The sequence below is a fragment of the Tsukamurella sputi genome (genome assembly GCF_007858445.1).
GTDB classification, from domain to species: Bacteria; Actinomycetota; Actinomycetes; order Mycobacteriales; family Mycobacteriaceae; genus Tsukamurella; species Tsukamurella sputi.
In genome coordinates this window covers 31,462-48,661 of sequence record NZ_VIGV01000005.1, presented here as the reverse complement: position 1 = coordinate 48,661, position 17,200 = coordinate 31,462, and the positions used below count along the sequence as shown (strand labels likewise).

The window sequence follows — 17,200 nt, the reverse complement described above, 5'->3', positions numbered from 1 at the left end:
GTCAGCTGGCGTCGCCGATCGCGGGGCCGAGGATGTCGTCGGCGTCAACGATGCGGTAGGCGTAGCCCTGCTCGGCGAGGAAGCGCTGACGGTGCGCGGCGTAGTCGGCGTCCAGGGTGTCGCGCGAGACCACCGAGTAGAAGTGCGCCGTGCCGCCGTCGTGCTTGGGTCGCAGGAGACGGCCGAGGCGCTGCGCCTCCTCCTGCCGCGAGCCGAACGTGCCCGAGACCTGCACGGCAACGGACGCTTCCGGAAGATCGATGGAGAAGTTCGCGACCTTGCTCACCACCAGTGTGGAGATCTCGCCCGCACGGAACCGGTCGAACAGGGCCTCGCGCTCCTTGTTCTTCACGGCGCCGGTGATGACGGGGGCGTCGAGCTCGCGGCCCAACTCCTCGAGTTGATCGAGGTATGCGCCGATGACGAGGGTCGGGGCGCCCTTGTGTCGCTCCAGGATCGACTTCACCACGGCGATCTTGGTGTGCGCAGTGGAGCACATCTGATAGCGCTCGTCGGGCTCGGCCGTCGCGTACTGCATGCGCTGGTTCTCGGTGAGCGTGACCCGCACCTCGACGCAGTCGGCGGGTGCGATCCAGCCCTGCGCCTCGATGTCCTTCCACGGGGCGTCGTAGCGCTTCGGGCCGATGAGGGAGAAGACGTCACCCTCGCGGCCGTCCTCCCGCACCAGGGTGGCGGTGAGTCCCAATCGCCTGCGGGACTGCAGGTCCGCCGTCATCCGGAAGACCGGCGCGGGGAGCAGGTGCACCTCGTCGTAGATCATCAGGCCCCAGTCGCGCGAGTCGAACAGGTCGAGATTCTTGTACTCGCCCTTCGACTTCCGCGTGAGCACCTGGTACGTGGCGATGGTGACCGGGCGGATCTCCTTCTTCTCGCCCGAGTACTCACCGATCTCCTCCTCGGTGAGCGACGTGCGCGCGAGCAGTTCGCGCTTCCACTGCCGCCCCGCGACGGTGTTCGTCACCAGGATGAGCGTCGTGGCCTGCGCCCGCGCCATCGCGGCGGCGCCCACCATCGTCTTGCCCGCGCCGCAGGGGAGTACCACCACGCCGGACCCGCCCAGCCAGAACGAGTCCGCCGCGATCTTCTGGTAGTCCCGCAGCTCCCACGGGTCGGTCTCGGTGTCGAGGGAGATCGGGTGGGACTCACCGTCGACGTAGCCGGCCAGATCCTCCGCGGGCCAGCCCACCTTGAGCAGCAACTGCTTGAGGTGGCCGCGCTCCGATGGGTGCACCACGACGGTGTCGTCGTCGATGCGAGCGCCCACCATCGGGGCGATCTTCTTGTGCCGGAGCACCTCCTCCAACACGGCTCGATCGAGGCTCACCAGCGTGAGTCCGTGGGCCGGATGCTTGACCAGCTGCAGCCGGCCGTAGCGACTCATCGTGTCCACGACATCCACCAGCAGCGGCTGCGGCACCGGGTACCGCGAGTAGTTCACCAGCGCATCGACCACCTGCTCGGCGTCGTGGCCCGCGGCGCGCGCGTTCCACAGCGCCAGCGGAGTGACGCGATAGGTGTGCACGTGCTCGGGCGCACGCTCCAACTCGGCGAAGGGCGCGATCGCGGCGCGCGCGGCGTCCGCCAGCTCGTGGTCGACCTCGAGGAGGAGAGTCTTGTCGGACTGGACGATGAGAGGTCCGTCGGTCATCCCTCCATTGTGCCGCGTTGCGTGCCTGCGGGGCGCGCCCGTTCCTGTGACGTGATGCGACCTACGCCCAGATTCAACCGCGAGGGTGATGACCTCATGTCAGTTCCGGCCGCGGGATGCGGAACATCCGACTCGTGCGGACGGTGCCGTCCTTCCTGATCTTTTCGGGTTCGAGGCGCGGTGACAGCTCGACAGCTCCCGGAAGTTTGAGAATCGCGGCGGCGGAGCGACCGTTGCGCTCGTCCGTGCGGAACTGGACCCACTGTGCGCCGGCCTCGAATGACGCATCGATCATCGCGCTCTTGACCACCGCGTTCACGCCCGAACCCCAGGCATTCGGTGTGAACAGCGTGGCACCGATCTCCACGCCCTGCGGGGCGAGAGGGTCCAGATAGTACGAGGTCGTCCCGATCGCTCTACCGTGCGCGCGGATCACGAGAACCTGCCGGATAGTGCTATCGCCACTGAGCTTGGAAACGAGGGCGGTGGGACTCGTAGGTTGCGGACCCGGGATGTGCGCCCACACCTGTTCGTGGTCGAGCGCCGCGAACAGTTCGTCGGATATCGCGATGAAGAACGCGGTGACCTCGACGCCCGACGAGGGGACAGCCGGCACATCGATCGGCAACCTCATGAGCTCAGACGGTACGTGCGCTGAATACTCCGGTAAACCATTTCGCTCACCTACCGGTTCGGTTGGTACCGTCCAGATGTGGAATGGCTCCTGGGCGTAGCACTGATTCCGCTGCTCTTCATGGCAGGTAAGCGGTCTGAGAGCGGTCGGCAGAACCTGGTGTCGGTCTTCGGCGGCACCGAACGCGACGCGCTCCGTGAGGCGACCGCGTGGGCGCGGGTTCTCGTCGCGGAGCGCGGTCTCGACGTGGCGGACACACCGATCCTGGTGATGCGGGAACTACGCCGCGAACGGCGCGCGCTGTCGCTGCTGGGCGCGAAGACCATCGTGGACACCATGACCGCCGGAACCGCGTAGCGCCTGATCCCTGCGTGCTCGTCAGCTGCGGCTCGGGGCCAGTCGGCGCGCGAGCACGGGCACCACGATCGCAGCGGCGACCACGTGCGTGAGGATGAGGACCGCGGCGGAGGCACCGTCGAAGCCGAAGGTCAGGTCGGGCACGAAGGACACCACCAGCAGTGCCGCGCACGTGCGGACGAAGGTGGAGCGCGGGCGCCGGGCGCGACGCGCCATCACCGCTGCGATTCCCACGGCGATCAGCGAGAAGATCACCGTGAGCTGCGCGAAACCGAGCAAGGGGATGGAGGCACCGTCGGGCCCGGCGAAGGTGACGCCGGCGGCGGAGGCGACCGCGGCGACGGCCGTGGTGGCGACGGCCGCGGTGACGGCGGCGGCCACGCCGTGCTTCCAGACGGACATGCGGTCGGTGCGGGCGGGGGCGGCGAGGGTGGCGGTCATGGCGTACTCCTTCGAGAGGTGGCGGCACCCGGGGCGGGCGCGTCCTACCCACTCCACGAACGGCAGGCGACGGATTCGACATCGGCGCTGCGAAAGATCTCCGGGGATGGTGTCGTATCCGTGTCGACCCGTTCGTAGTGAGGGTGAAGGGAGGCCGCCCGGGCCCCCTCGACCGGAAGGAACACGATCATGACGCACTACCTGCTCTCCGTGCACGGCCCCGTCGAGCGTGCCGAGTTCGGCGACTACGGCACCAAGGAGGAGATGGAGGCCGCCTTCGCGCGGACCGACGCCTTCAACCAGGAGCTCAAGAACGACGGCTACTGGGTCTTCGCCGGCGGGCTCGCCGAGGGGACCACGGCCACCGTCGTCGACGGCCGCGGCGACAAGCCGATCATCACCGACGGCCCCTACCTGGAGTCCAAGGAGCTGATCGGCGGCTTCTGGGTGATCGACGCGCCCGACCTGGACGTGGCGTTGAAGCTGGCGGCCGACGGCTCCAAGGCGTGCGGCGGCGTCGTCGAGGTGCGCGCCTTCGAAGGGCTGGCGTGACCGACGCCCGGACCGAGCTCGACCGGGTCTTCCGCGAGGAGTACGGCCGGGTCGTCGCCTCGCTCGTCCGCCGCTTCGGCGACATCACGATCGCCGAGGAGGCGGCGGGCGAGGCGATTCTCGCCGCCGCCGAGAAGTGGCCCGCATCCGGCATCCCGCCGAACCCCGGCGCCTGGCTCACCACTACCGCCGGCAACCGCGCGATCGACCGGATCCGCCGCGAGAACCAGCGCGACGCGAAGCACAGGGCGGCCGAGATGATCCACGACGACTCCGATCCCGAGCCCACCGGCGCGGTCGAGGACGACCGGTTGCGCCTCATCTTCACCTGTTGCCATCCGGCGCTCGCACCGGAAGCGCGGATCGCGCTGACGCTGCGCCTGCTCGGCGGCCTGACGGTGCCCGAGATCGCCCGCGCTTTCCTCGTCGCCGAGACCACCATGGGGCAGCGCATCACCCGCGCCAAGAAGAAGATCGCCGCTGCGCGGATCCCCTATCGGGTGCCGGACGCCGCGGACCTGCCCGACCGCGTCGACGCGGTGCTGACGGTGCTCTACCTCGTCTTCAACGAGGGGTACCTGGCCAGCGGCGACGGCGCACCGATCCGGGAGGAACTGAGCGCCGAGGCGATCCGGTTGACGCGGCTCGTCCGCGCGCTCCTACCCGGCGATCCGGAGGTCACCGGCCTCCTCGCCCTGATGCTGCTCACCGACGCCCGCCGCGCGGCGCGGGTGCGGGGCGGCCAGCTGGTGCCGCTCGACGAGCAGGACCGCGCCGGCTGGGACCGCACGGCGATCGCGGAGGGGCACCGTCTGGTCCGGGAGTGCCTCGCGGTGAACCGGCCCGGCCGCTACCAGATCCTGGCCGCGATCGGCGCGGTGCACACGGACGCGCCGAGCGCCGACACCGTCGACTACGCGCAGGTGGTGGCGCTCTACGACCAGCTGCTCGCGATCGACCCGTCGCCGATCGTGCGACTGAACCGGGCGATCGCCGTCGCCGAGCTCGACGGGCCCGCAGTGGCACTGGCCCTCGTCGACCCGCTACCGCTGGACGGTTACCACCCCTGGCACGCCGTCCGGGCGCACCTGCTCCGCCGCCTCGGCCGCACCGACGAGGCCAAGGTCGCGTACGACGCCGCCCTCGCCGCGACCGGCAACTCCGCCGAACGCGCCTACCTCACCCGCAAGCGCGGCGAGCTGGTCTGAGCTACTCGACCGGTTCCGCGGTGGTCACGCGGTGCAGGGCGAACCGGCGGGTCGCGTCACCGTCGAGGGCGGCGAGTTGGCCGTGCCGCACCGACTCGGGCACCACGACGTGCCGGGTGAAGACCCCGTTCGCGTCCACGTAGCCCAGCCGGACGGGGCGGCCCTCGCCCGCGGCCGACTGCAGCAACGCCATCAGCTCCGGGCCCGACGCGCGGGGGCCGTCGTCCGACGGGACGTCTTGGCGGCGGATCTGCACGGCCGCGTCGGCGAGCTGCTCGAGCGTCGGCTGCGCGGCCGGGGGACGGGGGCGCGGCGACGGCAGGCGGATCGCCGCCGGGCGCAGATCGACGACGACGCCCCGCGAATCCTCGGCTGCCGCGGTGAAGCCCGCGGCGTTCAGGCCCGCCACCAGGTCGGACAGCGGGACCTGGGCGATGAGCACCGTCGGCGCGACGGCCCGGAGCGCGAGCGCCTCGGCCGCGGGGGAGGAGAGGACCGCGGCGATGAGCGCCGGATCGTCGGAGCGGAGGAAGGAGCCGGCGACGCCCGCGCGCAGCGCCCCGTGCCGTCGTGCGACGTCGTCGACCAGGTAGGTCAGGCCCTGTGGCACCGGCGTCACCGAGTGCGCGACGAAGAAGGCGTGCACCTCCGCGGACGTACGGCCGGCGTCCAGCGCGCGGCGCACCGAGGCGTCGGTCACCCGGTAGACGGCGGCGCCGCCCGCGGACTCGAGATCGGCGACCAGGCCGACCGCCGCCGCGAAGTCGTGCGTCGTGGGACCGGGGATGGTCAGCGTGAGGTCGGCCTGGAGGAGGAACTCCTCGACGGGCTTCGGCAGCGCGGACGCCATCGCCTGCGCGGGGTCGGTGGTGAGGGCGGCGCGGCCGGCCGTCGTCAGGGCGCCGCCCGCGACGAGGCCTACGACCTGCGCCTGCTCGACGATGCCACCGATCGCGTCCAGCGTGAGCCGCCGGTACCAGGACGGATGCGTGAAGCGGACCGCGGCGTGCAGTTCCGGCAGCGCCGGGGCGACGCCCTTCGGCGCGAGGGCGAGCGCCTCCAGGACGGCCGCCCGGTCCTGCGGGGCGACGGTGCTGCGCGCCGCCCGGTGCAGCGGCCCGACGATGCCCTCCTCACCGCGGGTGCCGATCAGGGTGGGCTGGCGCCGCAGCTCCAGCCAGGTGCGGGCCAACAGCGCCCAGCGGTCGGCGGGCGCGGACCGCTGCCACTCGTCGACGGCCACCGTCGGGGCGAAGACGGAGTCCTCCTCGCCGTCGAGCTCGCCCTCGGCGATGAGGCCCGCCGCGGCGAGCAACTCGAGCACGAGCGCCGCCCGCTCCTCGGTCAGCGTGGCCGCCTTGGCCACGCGGCGCAGCTCGCGGACACCGATGCCGCCGGCCTTCACCCGCTGCGCCGGGACGGAACCGAGGACGTCGAGCACGTCGTCGGCGTGACGCAGCAGCTCCAACGCCGCGACCGCCCCGGCCCCGTCGGCGCCGGGCACGGGCGGACCGTCGAGCACGGGAGGCTTGAGCGAGGCACCCAGGGGGAGCTCGCCGCGCAGCCGGGCCCGCACCTCCCAGGGCAGCTCGACGGTCTGGTGATCGACGCGGGCGAGCAGTCCGGAAGCGAGCATGCGCTGCACCGGGTGGTCGGGGGAGGTGCCGGGGCCCGCGGCCGCCGTGCGGCCCAGCGGCGAGCCCTCGGCGAGGCGATCCAGTAGGGCGCGCTCGTCGGGGCCGGCGGCGGCGAGCGCGGCGTCGATCGCGTCGAGGTCGGGCGGCGTCGTCAGCTGGATCGAGCGCCAGGGGAGGGCCTCACGGACGGCGGCGGTGGCGTGCAGGACGTCGTCGCCCCAGGCGAGCGCGAGGACGCGGAGCTTCTCGGCGGACGCGAGCACCTGCTTCTTCAGTGCGCGGCCGCGGAGCCGCCGGGCGAGGGCGTCGGGCTCGAGCGGCTCGGCCAGGAGTGACTCCAGCACCGCCAGGTCGAGCAGGGTGAGGCGCTCCGCGACCCGGCCCAGCGACGAGGGGGTGTTCAGGCGGCTCGCGAGAACGCCGAAGCCGGCGGGGACGGGGGTCGCGACGTCGCGCCGGGCGTCGAGCAGCGCCGCGATCTCGGCGTCGCTGCGGCTGCGCAGCCACGCCGCGGGCCCCGTCGACGACGTATTACTGCTCACCGATACAGCCTAGAGGTCGGGGCATGTCAGAATAGCGGCGTGTCTGAGACCTCGAATGCGAAGAAGGCCGAGTACGTCGACAACGGCTGGCCCGGTGCCGACCAGGGCACGGCCGATCACGCCGTGACCGAGCTGGTGGCCCCGGTGGTCGGTGCGCTGTCGCCGTTCGGCGAGCTGGAGTTCCCGCAGGAGCACATCCCGTACGTGCACCCGTCGACCCGGATCAACCGCTGACTCCGAGTCCGGTACCCCGCGACCACGACGCGGCGGTCACCCCGGACGGCGTGCAGGAGAACGGTCTCTCGCACGTCGACGCGACGGGTGCCGCCCGCATGGTCGACGTGTCCGACAAGGCCGTCACCGCCCGCACGGCGGTCGCGGCCGGGACCTTCCGTACCACGGACGCCGTCGTCGCGGCCATCGCCGACGGTGCGGTCCCCAAGGGCGACGTGCTCGCCACCGCCCGCATCGCGGGCATCATGGCGGTCAAGCGCACGGCGGACCTGATCCCGCTGTGCCACCCGCTGCCGATCTCCGGCGTCACCGTCGACCTGGCACCGTCGGGCGCGGAGATCGCCGTCACCGCCACGGTGCGGTGCACCGGCAGGACGGGCGTCGAGATGGAGGCGCTCACCGCCGTCACCGTGGCCGGACTGACCCTGCACGACATGGTCAAGGCACTCGACCCCGCCGCCGTCATGACGGACGTCCGCGTGCTGTCCAAGGACGGCGGTAAGACCGGCCATTGGAAGAGACATGACTGAACCACTCCGTCCGTCCCGCGACCGCTGCGCCACCGTCGTCGTCGCGTCCACCCGCGCTTCGCTCGGCGAGCGGGAGGACACCACCGGCCCCGTCATCGCCGCCTGGCTCGGCGAGCGGGGCTTCGAGGTCTACGGCCCCGTCGTCGTGCCCGACGGCGAGGAGGTGGGCGCCGCCATCCGCTCGGCCGTCCGTCGCGGCGACGCCGTGGTGCTCACCACCGGCGGCACCGGCCTCACCCCGTCGGACCGCACCCCCGAGGAGACGCGCGGTGCGCTGACCTTCGAGATCCCCGGGCTCGCCAACGCCATCCGCTCCGCCGGCCTCCCCGACATCCCGACCACCGTGCTCAGCCGAGGCCTCGCGGGCGTCGCCGGCACTTCGCTGGTCGTGAACCTGCCCGGCTCGTCGGGCGGGGTCCGCGACGGCCTGGCGGTGCTCGACGGGGTCCTGGAACACGCCCTGGACCAGGTCCGCGGCGGCGACCATGGCTGACGTCGTCCTGGCGCGCGTCACGGAGGAGCCGATCGACCTGGCTTCGCACGAGGTCGCGGTGACGCGTCCCGAGGCGGGCGCCGTGGTGGGCTTCATCGGGGCGGTACGCGATCATGACGGCGGCCGCGGGGTGACCCGGCTGGAGTACTCGGCGCACCCGACCGCGGAGCGCGTCGTCGCGGAGGTCGTGCAGGCCGTCGCGGACGCCGCCGAGGGAGTGCGCGCGGTGGCCGTCTCGCACCGCGTGGGCCCGCTGGAGATCGGCGACGCCGCGCTCGTCGTCGCCGTTTCGGCCGATCACCGCGCGGCGGCCTTCGCGACGTGCGCGCGCATCGTCGACGCGGTCAAGGAAGCGCTCCCCGTCTGGAAGCACCAGCTGTTCCGGGACGGAACAGACGAGTGGGTCGGCAGCGCGTAGCCGCCGACCCACCCTTTCGCCGGTACGTCTAGGAGGTGACCGGTACTACGCGCACGTGGTGACCTTCGTGGGGTCGCACGGGCGCGGAGTGAACAGGGGGACACCGAGGTGTCCGGGGACGACGGGCGCGCCGAGCACGCCGTCGGGGATGGTGACGCCGGGGTTCGCGGGGCGCTGCGGCACGTTCGCGGTGGCCGGGACGACCGGGCGGACAGGCTGTGCACCGGTACCGATACCGGGAACGCCGACCGCCGCGCCCACGCCGCGCGCGCCGATCCCCTCGGTGCCGACGCCCGCCGCGCTACCCACGCCGCGCGCGCCCGCACCGTTCGTGCCGACGCCGGCGGTGCTGCCCACGCCGTTCGCGGTGGAGATCGGGAGGCCGGCGCCACCGACGCCCGCCGGGATAGCGGCGCCACCGACGCCCGCCGGGAGCGCTGCGCCGCCGATGCCGGCGGGCAGGGCCGCGCCGAGGCCCGCGGGCAGTGCCGCGCCGAGGCCGGCCGGGAGGGCCGCGCCGCCGATGCCGGCTGGGATCTGAGCGCCACCGGCGCCGACGCCCGTGCCGACACCCGCGGGTGCTGCCGCGCCACCGACACCCGCGGGAACCGGGACGCCGACGGGAACCGGCACACCGACGGGGACAGCAGTACCGCCGGGCGCGCCGGCGCCGACACCTGCGGGCTTCGCGCCGGTGCCGTTGCCGCTCACGCCCAGGGCGGGCACGGGGACGGGGACTGCGCCGACGCCGGGCGCGGTGACGCCGCCGTTGCCGCCCTGCGCACCGGCGGGACGCGACGGAGCCGCGGCCGCGGGCCGAGCCGCACCGGGCGCACCGGGTGCACCGGGTGCGGGCGTCGCAGCGCCGGGCTTGGCCGGGGCGGGGGCCCCCGGCGTCGTCGGCACCGGGTTGACGGGGTTGCAGGGGCAGCCCGGCACGGCGGCGGCGGGTGCGACGACGACGAGGCCCGCGGCGGCGATCAGTGCGCTGAGTGCGGCGACCTTGCCTGCGGTGCGCGACGTGCGATGGCGAGTGATCATCGGGGGCTCTCTTCCTGCCGAGCTTTGCAGTCGCGAACAACGACCGCAACGAACCTAGCAGACTGTGTGCGACCGCAAAACGTTACCTCTCCGTTATCCGGTCGGAGTGTCGCGGTTCACACGCCCGGGGGCCGCCGCGCCCGAGAACGACGAAGGGGCCGACGGCGTGATGCCGTCGGCCCCTCCGGGACGTGATGGTGCAGGAGCTGGGCTCAGTAGCCCTTCGCCGCAGCCTGCTGCAGCATGGCGAGCACGGCCGGGTCGACCTGCTTGCCGCCGTTCTGAGCCTGCGAGATGACCTGATCGATGTACTGCGAGTTGACCGACTGACCGGGCTTCGCAGCCGGCTTGGCAGCGGGCTTCGCGGCCGGCTTGGCGGCGGCCGGAGCAGCCGGCTTCGCGGCGGGCTTGGCAGCCGGCTTGGCGGCGGCGGGCTGCGCGACGGGCTTCGTGACCGGCTTGGAACCGGTGGAGGTGTCCGTGTCCGTCGGGGACACGGTGCGCGGGGTCGCGGAGCCGAGGCCGACGCCGCAGGACGGCCAGGCGCCCTTGCCCTGGCCGGCGAGGACCTTCTCGCCGATCGCGATCTGCTGCGCGCGGGTGGCCTGGTTGGCGGTGGGCGCGTACTGGGTGCCGCCGTAGGCGGCCCACGTGGACGGGCTGAACTGCAGACCGCCGTGGTAGCCGTTGCCCGTGTTGATGGCCCAGTTGCCGCCCGACTCGCACGCGGCGACCTGATCCCACTGGGAATCGGGAGCGGCGTTGGCGGCGGGCGCGGCGAGCGCGAGGCCTGCGCCACCGAGCATCGCTCCGGCGGCCGCGACCTTGGCCGCGCTCAGGCTGGTGGTGGACTGCTTGCGGTGACGACCGGTCATCGTGTGAAGTCTTTTCCCTCTCTACGCGCGTGCGAAGTTAGCTGTCGGGTTCGAGCGAGAGGCTGCTCGGCCGGTTTCCCGGCTTGACCCCTAGGGCGTGCGCCCAGCGGCCGTGCGGCCGCGGATGGTTCCTCCGCCTTCGTCCAGGTGTAGATCGTGGTGCATTTCCCGATTCGGACACTGGACGAAGCTCTGCGCTGCGACCGGATCGGGTGGCCACTGCTGCGGCCCTCAGCGACGGTAACAGACCCCGCCCTGTGGCCCAACCGTTACCGGACCGTGATTTTGCAGAGTGTGACTGACATCACGCGAGGATCACCCGCCGGCGAAAGGCGGCAGCACGTCGAGCATCGCGCCCGTCGCGGGGGCCGAGACGTCCCGGACGGCCACCTCGTCGAGCAGGAAACTGCAGCGCGTGAGCACCCGGTCGAGCCCGGGGTGCCGCGCGGCCAGGAGCGCGGCGACATCGGCGACCGCGGCACCGTCGGGCACGGCGACGGTCTCCTCGGCGATCCCGGCGGCGCCGCGGGCGGCGGCGAAGTAGCGGATCAGCACGTCTCAGCCCCCGATCGCGCTCATCGGGCGCGCGGGCTGGAGGAACGTCGGATCGTCGATGCCGTGACCGGCCTGCTTGCCGAGCATCGCCGTGAGCCACGCCTCGGCGATCTGCTCGTCGCTGGCGCCGCCGCGCAACAGCGGCTTGAGATCCGTCTCCTCGGCCGCGAACAGGCACGTGCGGATCTGGCCGTCGGCGGTGAGGCGGACACGGTCGCAGTCGCCGCAGAAGGGGCGCGTGACCGACGCGATGACGCCCACCGTCGACGGGCCGCCGTCGACCAGGAAGCGTTCCGCGGGTGCGCTGCCGCGCGGCTCGCCGTCGGGCGTGATCGTGAACTCGCGTCGCAACTCGGCCAGGATCTGCTCGGCGGTGATCATGGTGGTGCGCTCCCAGGTGTGGTCCGCATCGAGCGGCATGTGCTCGATGATCCGCAGCTCGTAGCCCGCCTCGAGGCACAGGCGCAGTAGCGGTCGAGCGTCGCCGAGCCGTCCCGGCCCGAGCACGGCGTTGACCTTCACCGGCGTGAGCCCGGCGTCCGCGGCGGCGCGCAGGCCCGCCAGGGCGTCGTCGAGGCGGTCGCGACGGGTGACCTTCGCGTATTCGTCCCGGTCGACGGTGTCGAGCGAGACGTTGACGCGGTCGAGTCCGGCGCCGGCGAGCTTGGCCGCGTGGCGCGCCAGGGACAGTCCGTTCGTGGTCAGTGAGATCTCGGGCCGCGGTTCCAGCGAGGCGGCGTGCGCGACGATCCGAGAGAGGTCGGCGCGCAGCAGCGGCTCACCGCCGGTGAATCGGATCTCGGTGATTCCGAGGTCGCGGACGCCGATGGTGATGAGTCGGTCGATCTCCGGGCCGGTCAGTACGTGGTCGTCGGCCAGCCAGGGCAGTCCGTCGGCGGGCATGCAGTACGTGCACCGCAGGTTGCACCGGTCGGTGAGGGAGACCCGCAAGTCGCGTGCGACGCGCCCGTAGCGGTCGACCAGCGGCTTCATGGCCGCGTCTCGCTTTTCCCGGGCCGCCCGCCGAGGACCACTCCGATCACGCCCACGAGGAAGCCGACGGGGGCGAGCGGGGTCAGCACGTACACCCAGGTGGGGGCGGTGGTGCCGCCGGTGATGAGCGGCGTGAGGAACAGGGCGGCGATCGCGATCAGTCCGATCGCGAAGAGTGCGATCGAGACAGTGACGGCGCCGGAAACGAACTTGCCCATTCCTCTAGACTAGTCCCAGTGCGTCTCGCCGTTCGCGGGGCGCGTTTTGTTGTTCTTAGTGCAGAGCGGGTGACGAGAAGTGCCTACCGGCAAGGTCAAGTGGTACGACACGGACAAGGGTTTCGGCTTCCTCTCCCAGGAGGGCGGGGAGGACGTCTACGTCCGCTCCTCGGCGCTGCCCGACGGTGCCGAAGGGCTCAAGCAGGGGCAGCGGGTCGAGTTCAGCATGGCCGCGGGACGTCGCGGCCCGCAGGCGCTGACGGTGACCGTGCTCGAGCCCGCGCCCAGCGTCTCGCGCGGCGCGGGTACCCAGCGCGGCCGCCGGCCGGCGGCGGACCGTCGGCCCGCCGAGGACCTGAACGTGCTGATCGAGGACATGATCCAGCTGCTCGACACGGGCGTGCAGCCCGAGCTGCGCAAGGGCCGCTACCCGGACCGCAAGGCGTCCGAGCAGATCGCCAAGGTGCTCCGCGAGATCGCCCGCGAGCTGGACTCCTAGGTCCGACGGGCACGTCGGGTGCGGGAACGAATCCGCACCTGACATGCGCGAGCGCACCCGGCGTACCGGGTGCGCTCGCGCGGAAGGGGTGCGGACATCGAAACGCATCCGGAACGACCGGTGTCAGCCGGCGTCGAGGAGGCCGTGCCGCTTCAGTGAGGGCGCCAGTAGGGCGCGCAGAGCACCCTCACGCTGGAGAACCCGCCAGCCGAAGCGGACGACTTCGAAACCCGCCGTCTCGAACTCCTGCTGGCGACACCTCTCCCGATCGAGAGCGTCGTCCTTCTCCTCGTCGGTGTCGCCGTACTTACCGCGGCCGTCGAACTCACCGATGAGCGCAGGACCGAAGGTGAAGTCGGCGTAGTAGGTGGACGCGCCCAAGTCGTACCTGACCTGCAGATCCGGCGCGGGGATTCCCCAGGTGAGCATCTGCATCCGCGCCCACGATTCACCTGCGGATTCGCTCTTCTCCACCGACAGCGCGAGTCCCTTGCGAGCGACATCACAACCCCGTCGCCGTCCGAGCCGTGCCATGCAGGCCTCGATCTCGGCGACAGGAGTCGGCGTCGGGTCCTGCGGCCGTGGATACCTCCGCACGAGCCGGATCGCGTCGAACGCGATCACCGCGCGGACGAGGTTTCCGGTCATCGCCGCGTCGACCGCGGTCCGCGCTCTCGATGTCACGGCGACCCCTGCGGATTCGACGACGTCCGTCATTGGGAGTGGCCGTGCGTGAAGGAAGACTCTGCCGCGCTCGCCGCCGCCGCCCGCTTGATCGACTGTGACGTGCACGAGTGCCCGGTCCGCCGCGAAATAGGGGATGTCGTGGAGCTCCGCTGCGCTCTGGTGGCTGGCCGCCCCACGTCGTCGTTGCATGGTCGCGACGACTTCGGTCCGATACAGCTCGGCGGAGTCCTGACCGCCCGCGACGACGTACAGGCCCCGCGCCGAGCGGATCAGCGTCCGATCCCTGACGGCGCTCGTGATCCGGTTACTGCTCCAGCCGTTGGCCCGCAGGTGCGCCCGCGGAAGAATCTCCCCCATACGGTGATTCAATCGCAGTCGACGCTGCCGAAACGGCGTCGCAGACCGGTTATCCACAGGCATGAAGCTCATCCACAGGGCACCCGCACCTGCAATGCGCGAGCGCACCCGGCACACCGGGTGTGCTCGGGCGGAACGGGTGCGGGCGCACACCCGCACCCGGAATGCGCGGCGACTAGGGCTTCTGGACCAGTGCGTAGTCCTTCGGCGTCGTGTCGATGCCCCAGACGGCCTGGGCGATGAGATTGCCCGACGCGTCCTGGTACTGCGAGGGCACGTTGATCTCGATGGCGGCGACCCACAGGTCCTCGGTCGACTTGAGCACCAGCGTCGCCGATGCGGGATCGACGTGGGTGATCGTGTCGAGCTTCGCCTGGCCGCTTTTCGCGTCGTAGCGTTGGACCGTGAGGAACCACGGGCGCTCGGTGATGTAGTCGGGCAGCGAGATCACGATCGCCTGTCCGAATTCGACGGGCAGTTTGACGGGGCGCTGCGCGACATCGCACTGCGACGCCTGGACGTTGGTGCAGAACTGCATCGGCGCGACGTCCAGCATCGTCTTCCCGACGGTGGCCTGCAGCGCCGGCCGGGGCTTCGGCTCGTCGCGCTTGTTCAGGGCGGCGACGAAGGTGAACGCGAACAGGACGGCCACCGCGACGACGAAGGCCGCTCCGGCGAGGAGCAGCTTCGGGCTGGGCTTGATCATCGAGGGACCCCGTTCATCGTGAGTGCGCGTTCATCGTGGGTGGGACGTGTTCCGGGCGCTTGCCGCCGAAGTTCGGGATCAGCGAGCCGCCGCGGTAGGTGAGGACGGTCTGCACGGTGCCGGCGACCATGATCGCGGCGACGGTCGCAAAGCCGATCCAGAGCGTCGGCGGGAGCAGCACGCCGAGGGCCGCGCCGCCGACCCAGCCGAGCTGGAGCGCGGTCTCGGAGCGGCCGAAGGCGGAGGCGCGCGATTCGTCGGGCAGATCGTCCTGGATGGACGCGTCGAGCGAGACCTTGCCGAGCGCGGAGACGCCGGACGCGAGGAAGGTGACGGCCGCGATCACGACGAGGTTGCCGAAGACGGCCGCGATGATCGCGCCGACGGTGGCCGCGACGGTCGCCTGCACGACGATGCGCGCCGGCCGCGGCAGCTGCAGCCGGGCGCCGATGCCGTTGCCGATGAAGTTGCCGACGCCCGCCGCGGCGCCGACCGCGCCGATCATCATGAGCGACTCCGTGGCGGAGCCGCCGGTCGCCTGCTGCGCCTTGCTGTAGAAGGCGATGTAGAGGGTGAGGAATCCCGTGAGCACCCGGATGGTGGTGTTGCCCCACAGTCCGGTCACGACGCTGCGGCCGAGTGGCACTCGGAGGTTCTTGAACGCCGCGCCCAGCTTCGCGCGCCCGCTCTCGTCCGGCCCGCTGCCCGATCCGCCGGCGGCCCCGCGGGCGGATTCACGCGCGGCGTCGCGCGCCATCGCTCCGGTGTAGGAGAGCGTGGTGGGCACCTCGCCCGACGTGTTCTCCACCCACTTCGGGATCCGCATGCACGCTGCGGCGCCCGCGATGGCGAAGATCATCAGCGCGTACATGCCGCCGGGGATGTGCAGCATCCGGCTGAGCCCGAACTCGGCGCCGGAGGCGATCGCGCCGCCCACGCCCGAGCCCACGACCAGCCCGAACAGTGTGAGCCGCGAGTTCACGCGGGCCAGATCGATCGACGGTGGCAGGACGCGCGGCACCACCGCCGATTTGAGCACCGAGAAGGATTTGCTCATCACCATCATCCCCAGCGCACAGGGATAGAGCACCCACGGATCGAAGTTGACGGTGTTCGCGACCGGGTCGTAGGAGCAGTTCGTGATCAGCAGGATCGCCAGCGCCACCCGGATCACGAAGGATGCGGCGAGGGCCATCCGCCGGCCGTGCTGGATCCGATCCAGCAGGGGACCCATGAAGGGCGCGATGATCGCGAAGGGCGCGATGTTCACCAGCAGGTACAGCGCGACCTTCGATTTGGACTCGGCCTGCGCGGCCGCGAAGAACAGGGTGTTGGCGAGCGCGACCATCATCGCCGCGTCGACGGCGTTGTTCAGGATCACCGGGTAGGTGAGCGCGGTCAGGCCGGACTTGTCGGCACCGTCGGCCGTGGTGGCCTGCCGCCACTTCGCGATCCCCGCCTCGGTGATCTCGCGGCTGCGCATGGCCGCCACCCGGGTGACGGTGATCTTGCGCGGCATCCGCCGCTGCTCGTCCTCGGCCGCGCGCCGCTCGGAGGCGGTCGGGGTCTCCTCGAGGGGTGGGAGATGGTGGTTCGACGTGTACTGCGGGCGCGCCTCGTCGCCCGCTCCCTGCCGCACGGACTGCCCGCTGTGGGCACGCGGCAGCGACCCCGGGCGGCGCCGGGGCTCGTCGGGGGGATACTGCTGCTGCCCCGGATGACTGCTCACGCGAACCATTGTTCCGCATCCGTCGCGGTGCCGTCGTCAGGGGCGTGTGCCGCCCCGTTGTACCGCGGCGCCCCGGCATCCGGCACAATCGGACGGGTGAGTTCCGCATTGCAGACAGCCGCCGCGGTCGACCTCGCGCGCGCTGTACTGGAGGCCGAGGAGGGCGCCCGGGTGGGCGCGCACGTCGCCACGGTCGTCGAGGACGAGTTCGCCGTGGCGCACTACTTCGAGGCGGACCTGCCCGCGTACCGCGGCTGGCAGTGGTGCGCCGTGATCGCCGCCACGCCCGGCGGCGAGCTGACGGTCTCCGAGACCGCGCTGCTGCCCGGCCCCGATTCCCTGACCGCGCCCGAGTGGGTGCCGTGGGAGGAGCGCATCCGCGCGGGCGATCTCGCCCCCGGTGACGTGCTGCCGCCCCGCGAGCAGGACGCGCGGATCGAGCCCGGCCACGTCCTGTCCGGCGATCCGGCGGTCGACGATGTCGCCGGTGAGATCGGCGTGAACCTCGAGCGCGTGATGTCGCGCCTCGGCCGGATCGACGCGGCCGAGCGCTGGCTGGCCGGGGACTACGGCCCCGAGGCCGAGATGGCCCGCGCCACCCGCTACCACTGCGGTGACTGCGCCTTCTTCCTCCCGCTGGCGGGCGCGCTCGGCGCGGCCTTCGGGGTGTGCGGCAACGAGTACTCCGCCGACGGCCACGTCGTGCACGCGCACTACGGCTGCGGCGCGCACTCCTCGGTGCCGGCACCGTCGGGCCAGGGGAGCCCCGCGTACGAGCCCTATGACGACGGCGCCGTCGAGAAGGTGCCCGTCGAGCAGGCCTGA

21 protein-coding genes and 1 riboswitch are annotated in these 17,200 nt (G+C 71.9%); of the genes, 9 read left to right on the top strand and 12 right to left on the bottom strand.

The genetic code is table 11. The features are described 5' to 3' along the window. Position 1: 1 nt before the first annotated feature. A complete protein-coding gene (locus FK268_RS16410) occupies positions 2-1,669 on the bottom strand; it encodes a DNA repair helicase XPB (protein ID WP_146436011.1) in 1,668 nt (555 codons plus the stop codon). Between the two features lie 94 nt (positions 1,670-1,763). Then, complete coding sequence (locus FK268_RS16405) at positions 1,764-2,303, bottom strand: GNAT family N-acetyltransferase (protein WP_146436009.1); 540 nt, start codon at positions 2,301-2,303, stop codon at positions 1,764-1,766. 78 nt (positions 2,304-2,381) lie between these two features. Between FK268_RS16405 and FK268_RS16400 the strand changes: the two genes are divergently transcribed. Continuing rightward, positions 2,382-2,660 (top strand): hypothetical protein, encoded by a 279-nt coding sequence (locus FK268_RS16400; RefSeq protein ID WP_146436007.1) that lies wholly within the window; start codon positions 2,382-2,384, stop codon positions 2,658-2,660. Positions 2,661-2,681: 21 nt separating this feature from the next. Here the strand turns inward: FK268_RS16400 and FK268_RS16395 are convergent, their stop codons facing one another. Next, entirely contained in the window at positions 2,682-3,101 is a 420-nt protein-coding gene (locus FK268_RS16395) for a DUF6069 family protein (protein ID WP_146436005.1), read from the bottom strand. Positions 3,102-3,290: 189 nt separating this feature from the next. On the opposite strand from FK268_RS16395, the gene FK268_RS16390 reads away from it, so the two are divergent. Both FK268_RS16390 and FK268_RS16385 read left to right on the top strand, forming a co-directional pair. Next, a complete protein-coding gene (locus tag FK268_RS16390) occupies positions 3,291-3,653 on the top strand; it encodes a YciI family protein (RefSeq protein WP_146436004.1) in 363 nt (120 codons plus the stop codon). After that, positions 3,650-4,861, top strand: a complete 1,212-nt coding sequence (locus tag FK268_RS16385; RefSeq protein ID WP_146436002.1) for an RNA polymerase sigma factor — start codon at positions 3,650-3,652, stop codon at positions 4,859-4,861. The genes FK268_RS16390 and FK268_RS16385 overlap by 4 nt, the downstream gene beginning before the upstream one ends. 1 nt (position 4,862) lies before the next feature. On the opposite strand, the gene FK268_RS16380 is transcribed toward FK268_RS16385, so the two are convergent. Then, complete coding sequence (locus FK268_RS16380; protein ID WP_146436000.1) at positions 4,863-7,040, bottom strand: helicase-associated domain-containing protein; 2,178 nt, start codon at positions 7,038-7,040, stop codon at positions 4,863-4,865. Positions 7,041-7,079: 39 nt separating this feature from the next. Here FK268_RS16380 and FK268_RS16375 point away from each other — a divergent pair, with 39 nt between their 5' ends. From FK268_RS16375 to FK268_RS16360, 4 genes are all read left to right on the top strand, one after another. Next, positions 7,080-7,274, top strand: coding sequence for a hypothetical protein (locus FK268_RS16375; protein WP_146435998.1), 195 nt, complete (start codon positions 7,080-7,082; stop codon positions 7,272-7,274). A 98-nt stretch (positions 7,275-7,372) separates the two neighbouring features. After that, the gene (gene moaC, locus FK268_RS16370) at positions 7,373-7,804 is read left to right on the top strand and encodes a cyclic pyranopterin monophosphate synthase MoaC (RefSeq protein ID WP_205124496.1); all 432 of its coding nucleotides are present in this window, start codon (positions 7,373-7,375) and stop codon (positions 7,802-7,804) included. After that, positions 7,797-8,297 (top strand): MogA/MoaB family molybdenum cofactor biosynthesis protein, encoded by a 501-nt coding sequence (locus FK268_RS16365; RefSeq protein WP_146435995.1) that lies wholly within the window; start codon positions 7,797-7,799, stop codon positions 8,295-8,297. Before moaC ends, FK268_RS16365 begins: the two co-directional genes overlap by 8 nt. Next, complete coding sequence (locus FK268_RS16360) at positions 8,290-8,715, top strand: molybdenum cofactor biosynthesis protein MoaE (RefSeq protein ID WP_146435993.1); 426 nt, start codon at positions 8,290-8,292, stop codon at positions 8,713-8,715. The genes FK268_RS16365 and FK268_RS16360 overlap by 8 nt, the downstream gene beginning before the upstream one ends. A 45-nt stretch (positions 8,716-8,760) precedes the next feature. Here the strand turns inward: FK268_RS16360 and FK268_RS16355 are convergent, their stop codons facing one another. From FK268_RS16355 to FK268_RS16335, 5 genes are all read right to left on the bottom strand, one after another. Further along, on the bottom strand, positions 8,761-9,756 hold the full coding sequence (locus FK268_RS16355) for a hypothetical protein (RefSeq protein WP_146435991.1): 996 nt from the start codon (positions 9,754-9,756) through the stop codon (positions 8,761-8,763). 212 nt (positions 9,757-9,968) lie between these two features. After that, a complete protein-coding gene (locus FK268_RS16350) occupies positions 9,969-10,631 on the bottom strand; it encodes a transglycosylase family protein (RefSeq protein WP_146435989.1) in 663 nt (220 codons plus the stop codon). 12 nt (positions 10,632-10,643) lie between these two features. Then, positions 10,644-10,805, bottom strand: a riboswitch (cyclic di-AMP (ydaO/yuaA leader). Between the two features lie 141 nt (positions 10,806-10,946). Then, positions 10,947-11,186 carry a MoaD/ThiS family protein gene (locus FK268_RS16345; protein ID WP_146435987.1) on the bottom strand — a complete coding sequence of 80 codons (240 nt, stop codon included), beginning with the start codon at positions 11,184-11,186 and terminating at the stop codon, positions 10,947-10,949. A 3-nt stretch (positions 11,187-11,189) separates the two neighbouring features. After that, positions 11,190-12,179 carry a GTP 3',8-cyclase MoaA gene (gene moaA, locus FK268_RS16340; protein WP_146435986.1) on the bottom strand — a complete coding sequence of 330 codons (990 nt, stop codon included), beginning with the start codon at positions 12,177-12,179 and terminating at the stop codon, positions 11,190-11,192. Beyond that, positions 12,176-12,397 carry a hypothetical protein gene (locus FK268_RS16335; protein ID WP_146435984.1) on the bottom strand — a complete coding sequence of 74 codons (222 nt, stop codon included), beginning with the start codon at positions 12,395-12,397 and terminating at the stop codon, positions 12,176-12,178. The genes moaA and FK268_RS16335 overlap by 4 nt, the downstream gene beginning before the upstream one ends. Before the next feature lie 79 nt (positions 12,398-12,476). On the opposite strand from FK268_RS16335, the gene FK268_RS25230 reads away from it, so the two are divergent. Beyond that, positions 12,477-12,896: a cold-shock protein gene (locus FK268_RS25230; protein WP_146435982.1), complete on the top strand. Its 420-nt coding sequence runs from the start codon at positions 12,477-12,479 to the stop codon at positions 12,894-12,896. Between the two features lie 123 nt (positions 12,897-13,019). Here the strand turns inward: FK268_RS25230 and FK268_RS16325 are convergent, their stop codons facing one another. The 3 genes from FK268_RS16325 to FK268_RS16315 all read right to left on the bottom strand — a co-directional run bounded on the left by FK268_RS16325 (position 13,020) and on the right by FK268_RS16315 (position 16,375). Then, complete coding sequence (locus FK268_RS16325; RefSeq protein ID WP_146435980.1) at positions 13,020-13,940, bottom strand: hypothetical protein; 921 nt, start codon at positions 13,938-13,940, stop codon at positions 13,020-13,022. A 175-nt stretch (positions 13,941-14,115) separates the two neighbouring features. Next, on the bottom strand, positions 14,116-14,646 hold the full coding sequence (locus FK268_RS16320) for a DUF2771 family protein (protein ID WP_146435978.1): 531 nt from the start codon (positions 14,644-14,646) through the stop codon (positions 14,116-14,118). Positions 14,647-14,659: 13 nt separating this feature from the next. After that, a complete protein-coding gene (locus FK268_RS16315) occupies positions 14,660-16,375 on the bottom strand; it encodes an MFS transporter (RefSeq protein ID WP_438695998.1) in 1,716 nt (571 codons plus the stop codon). 96 nt (positions 16,376-16,471) lie between these two features. Between FK268_RS16315 and FK268_RS16310 the strand changes: the two genes are divergently transcribed. Then, the gene (locus FK268_RS16310) at positions 16,472-17,200 is read left to right on the top strand and encodes a DUF3027 domain-containing protein (protein WP_146435974.1); all 729 of its coding nucleotides are present in this window, start codon (positions 16,472-16,474) and stop codon (positions 17,198-17,200) included.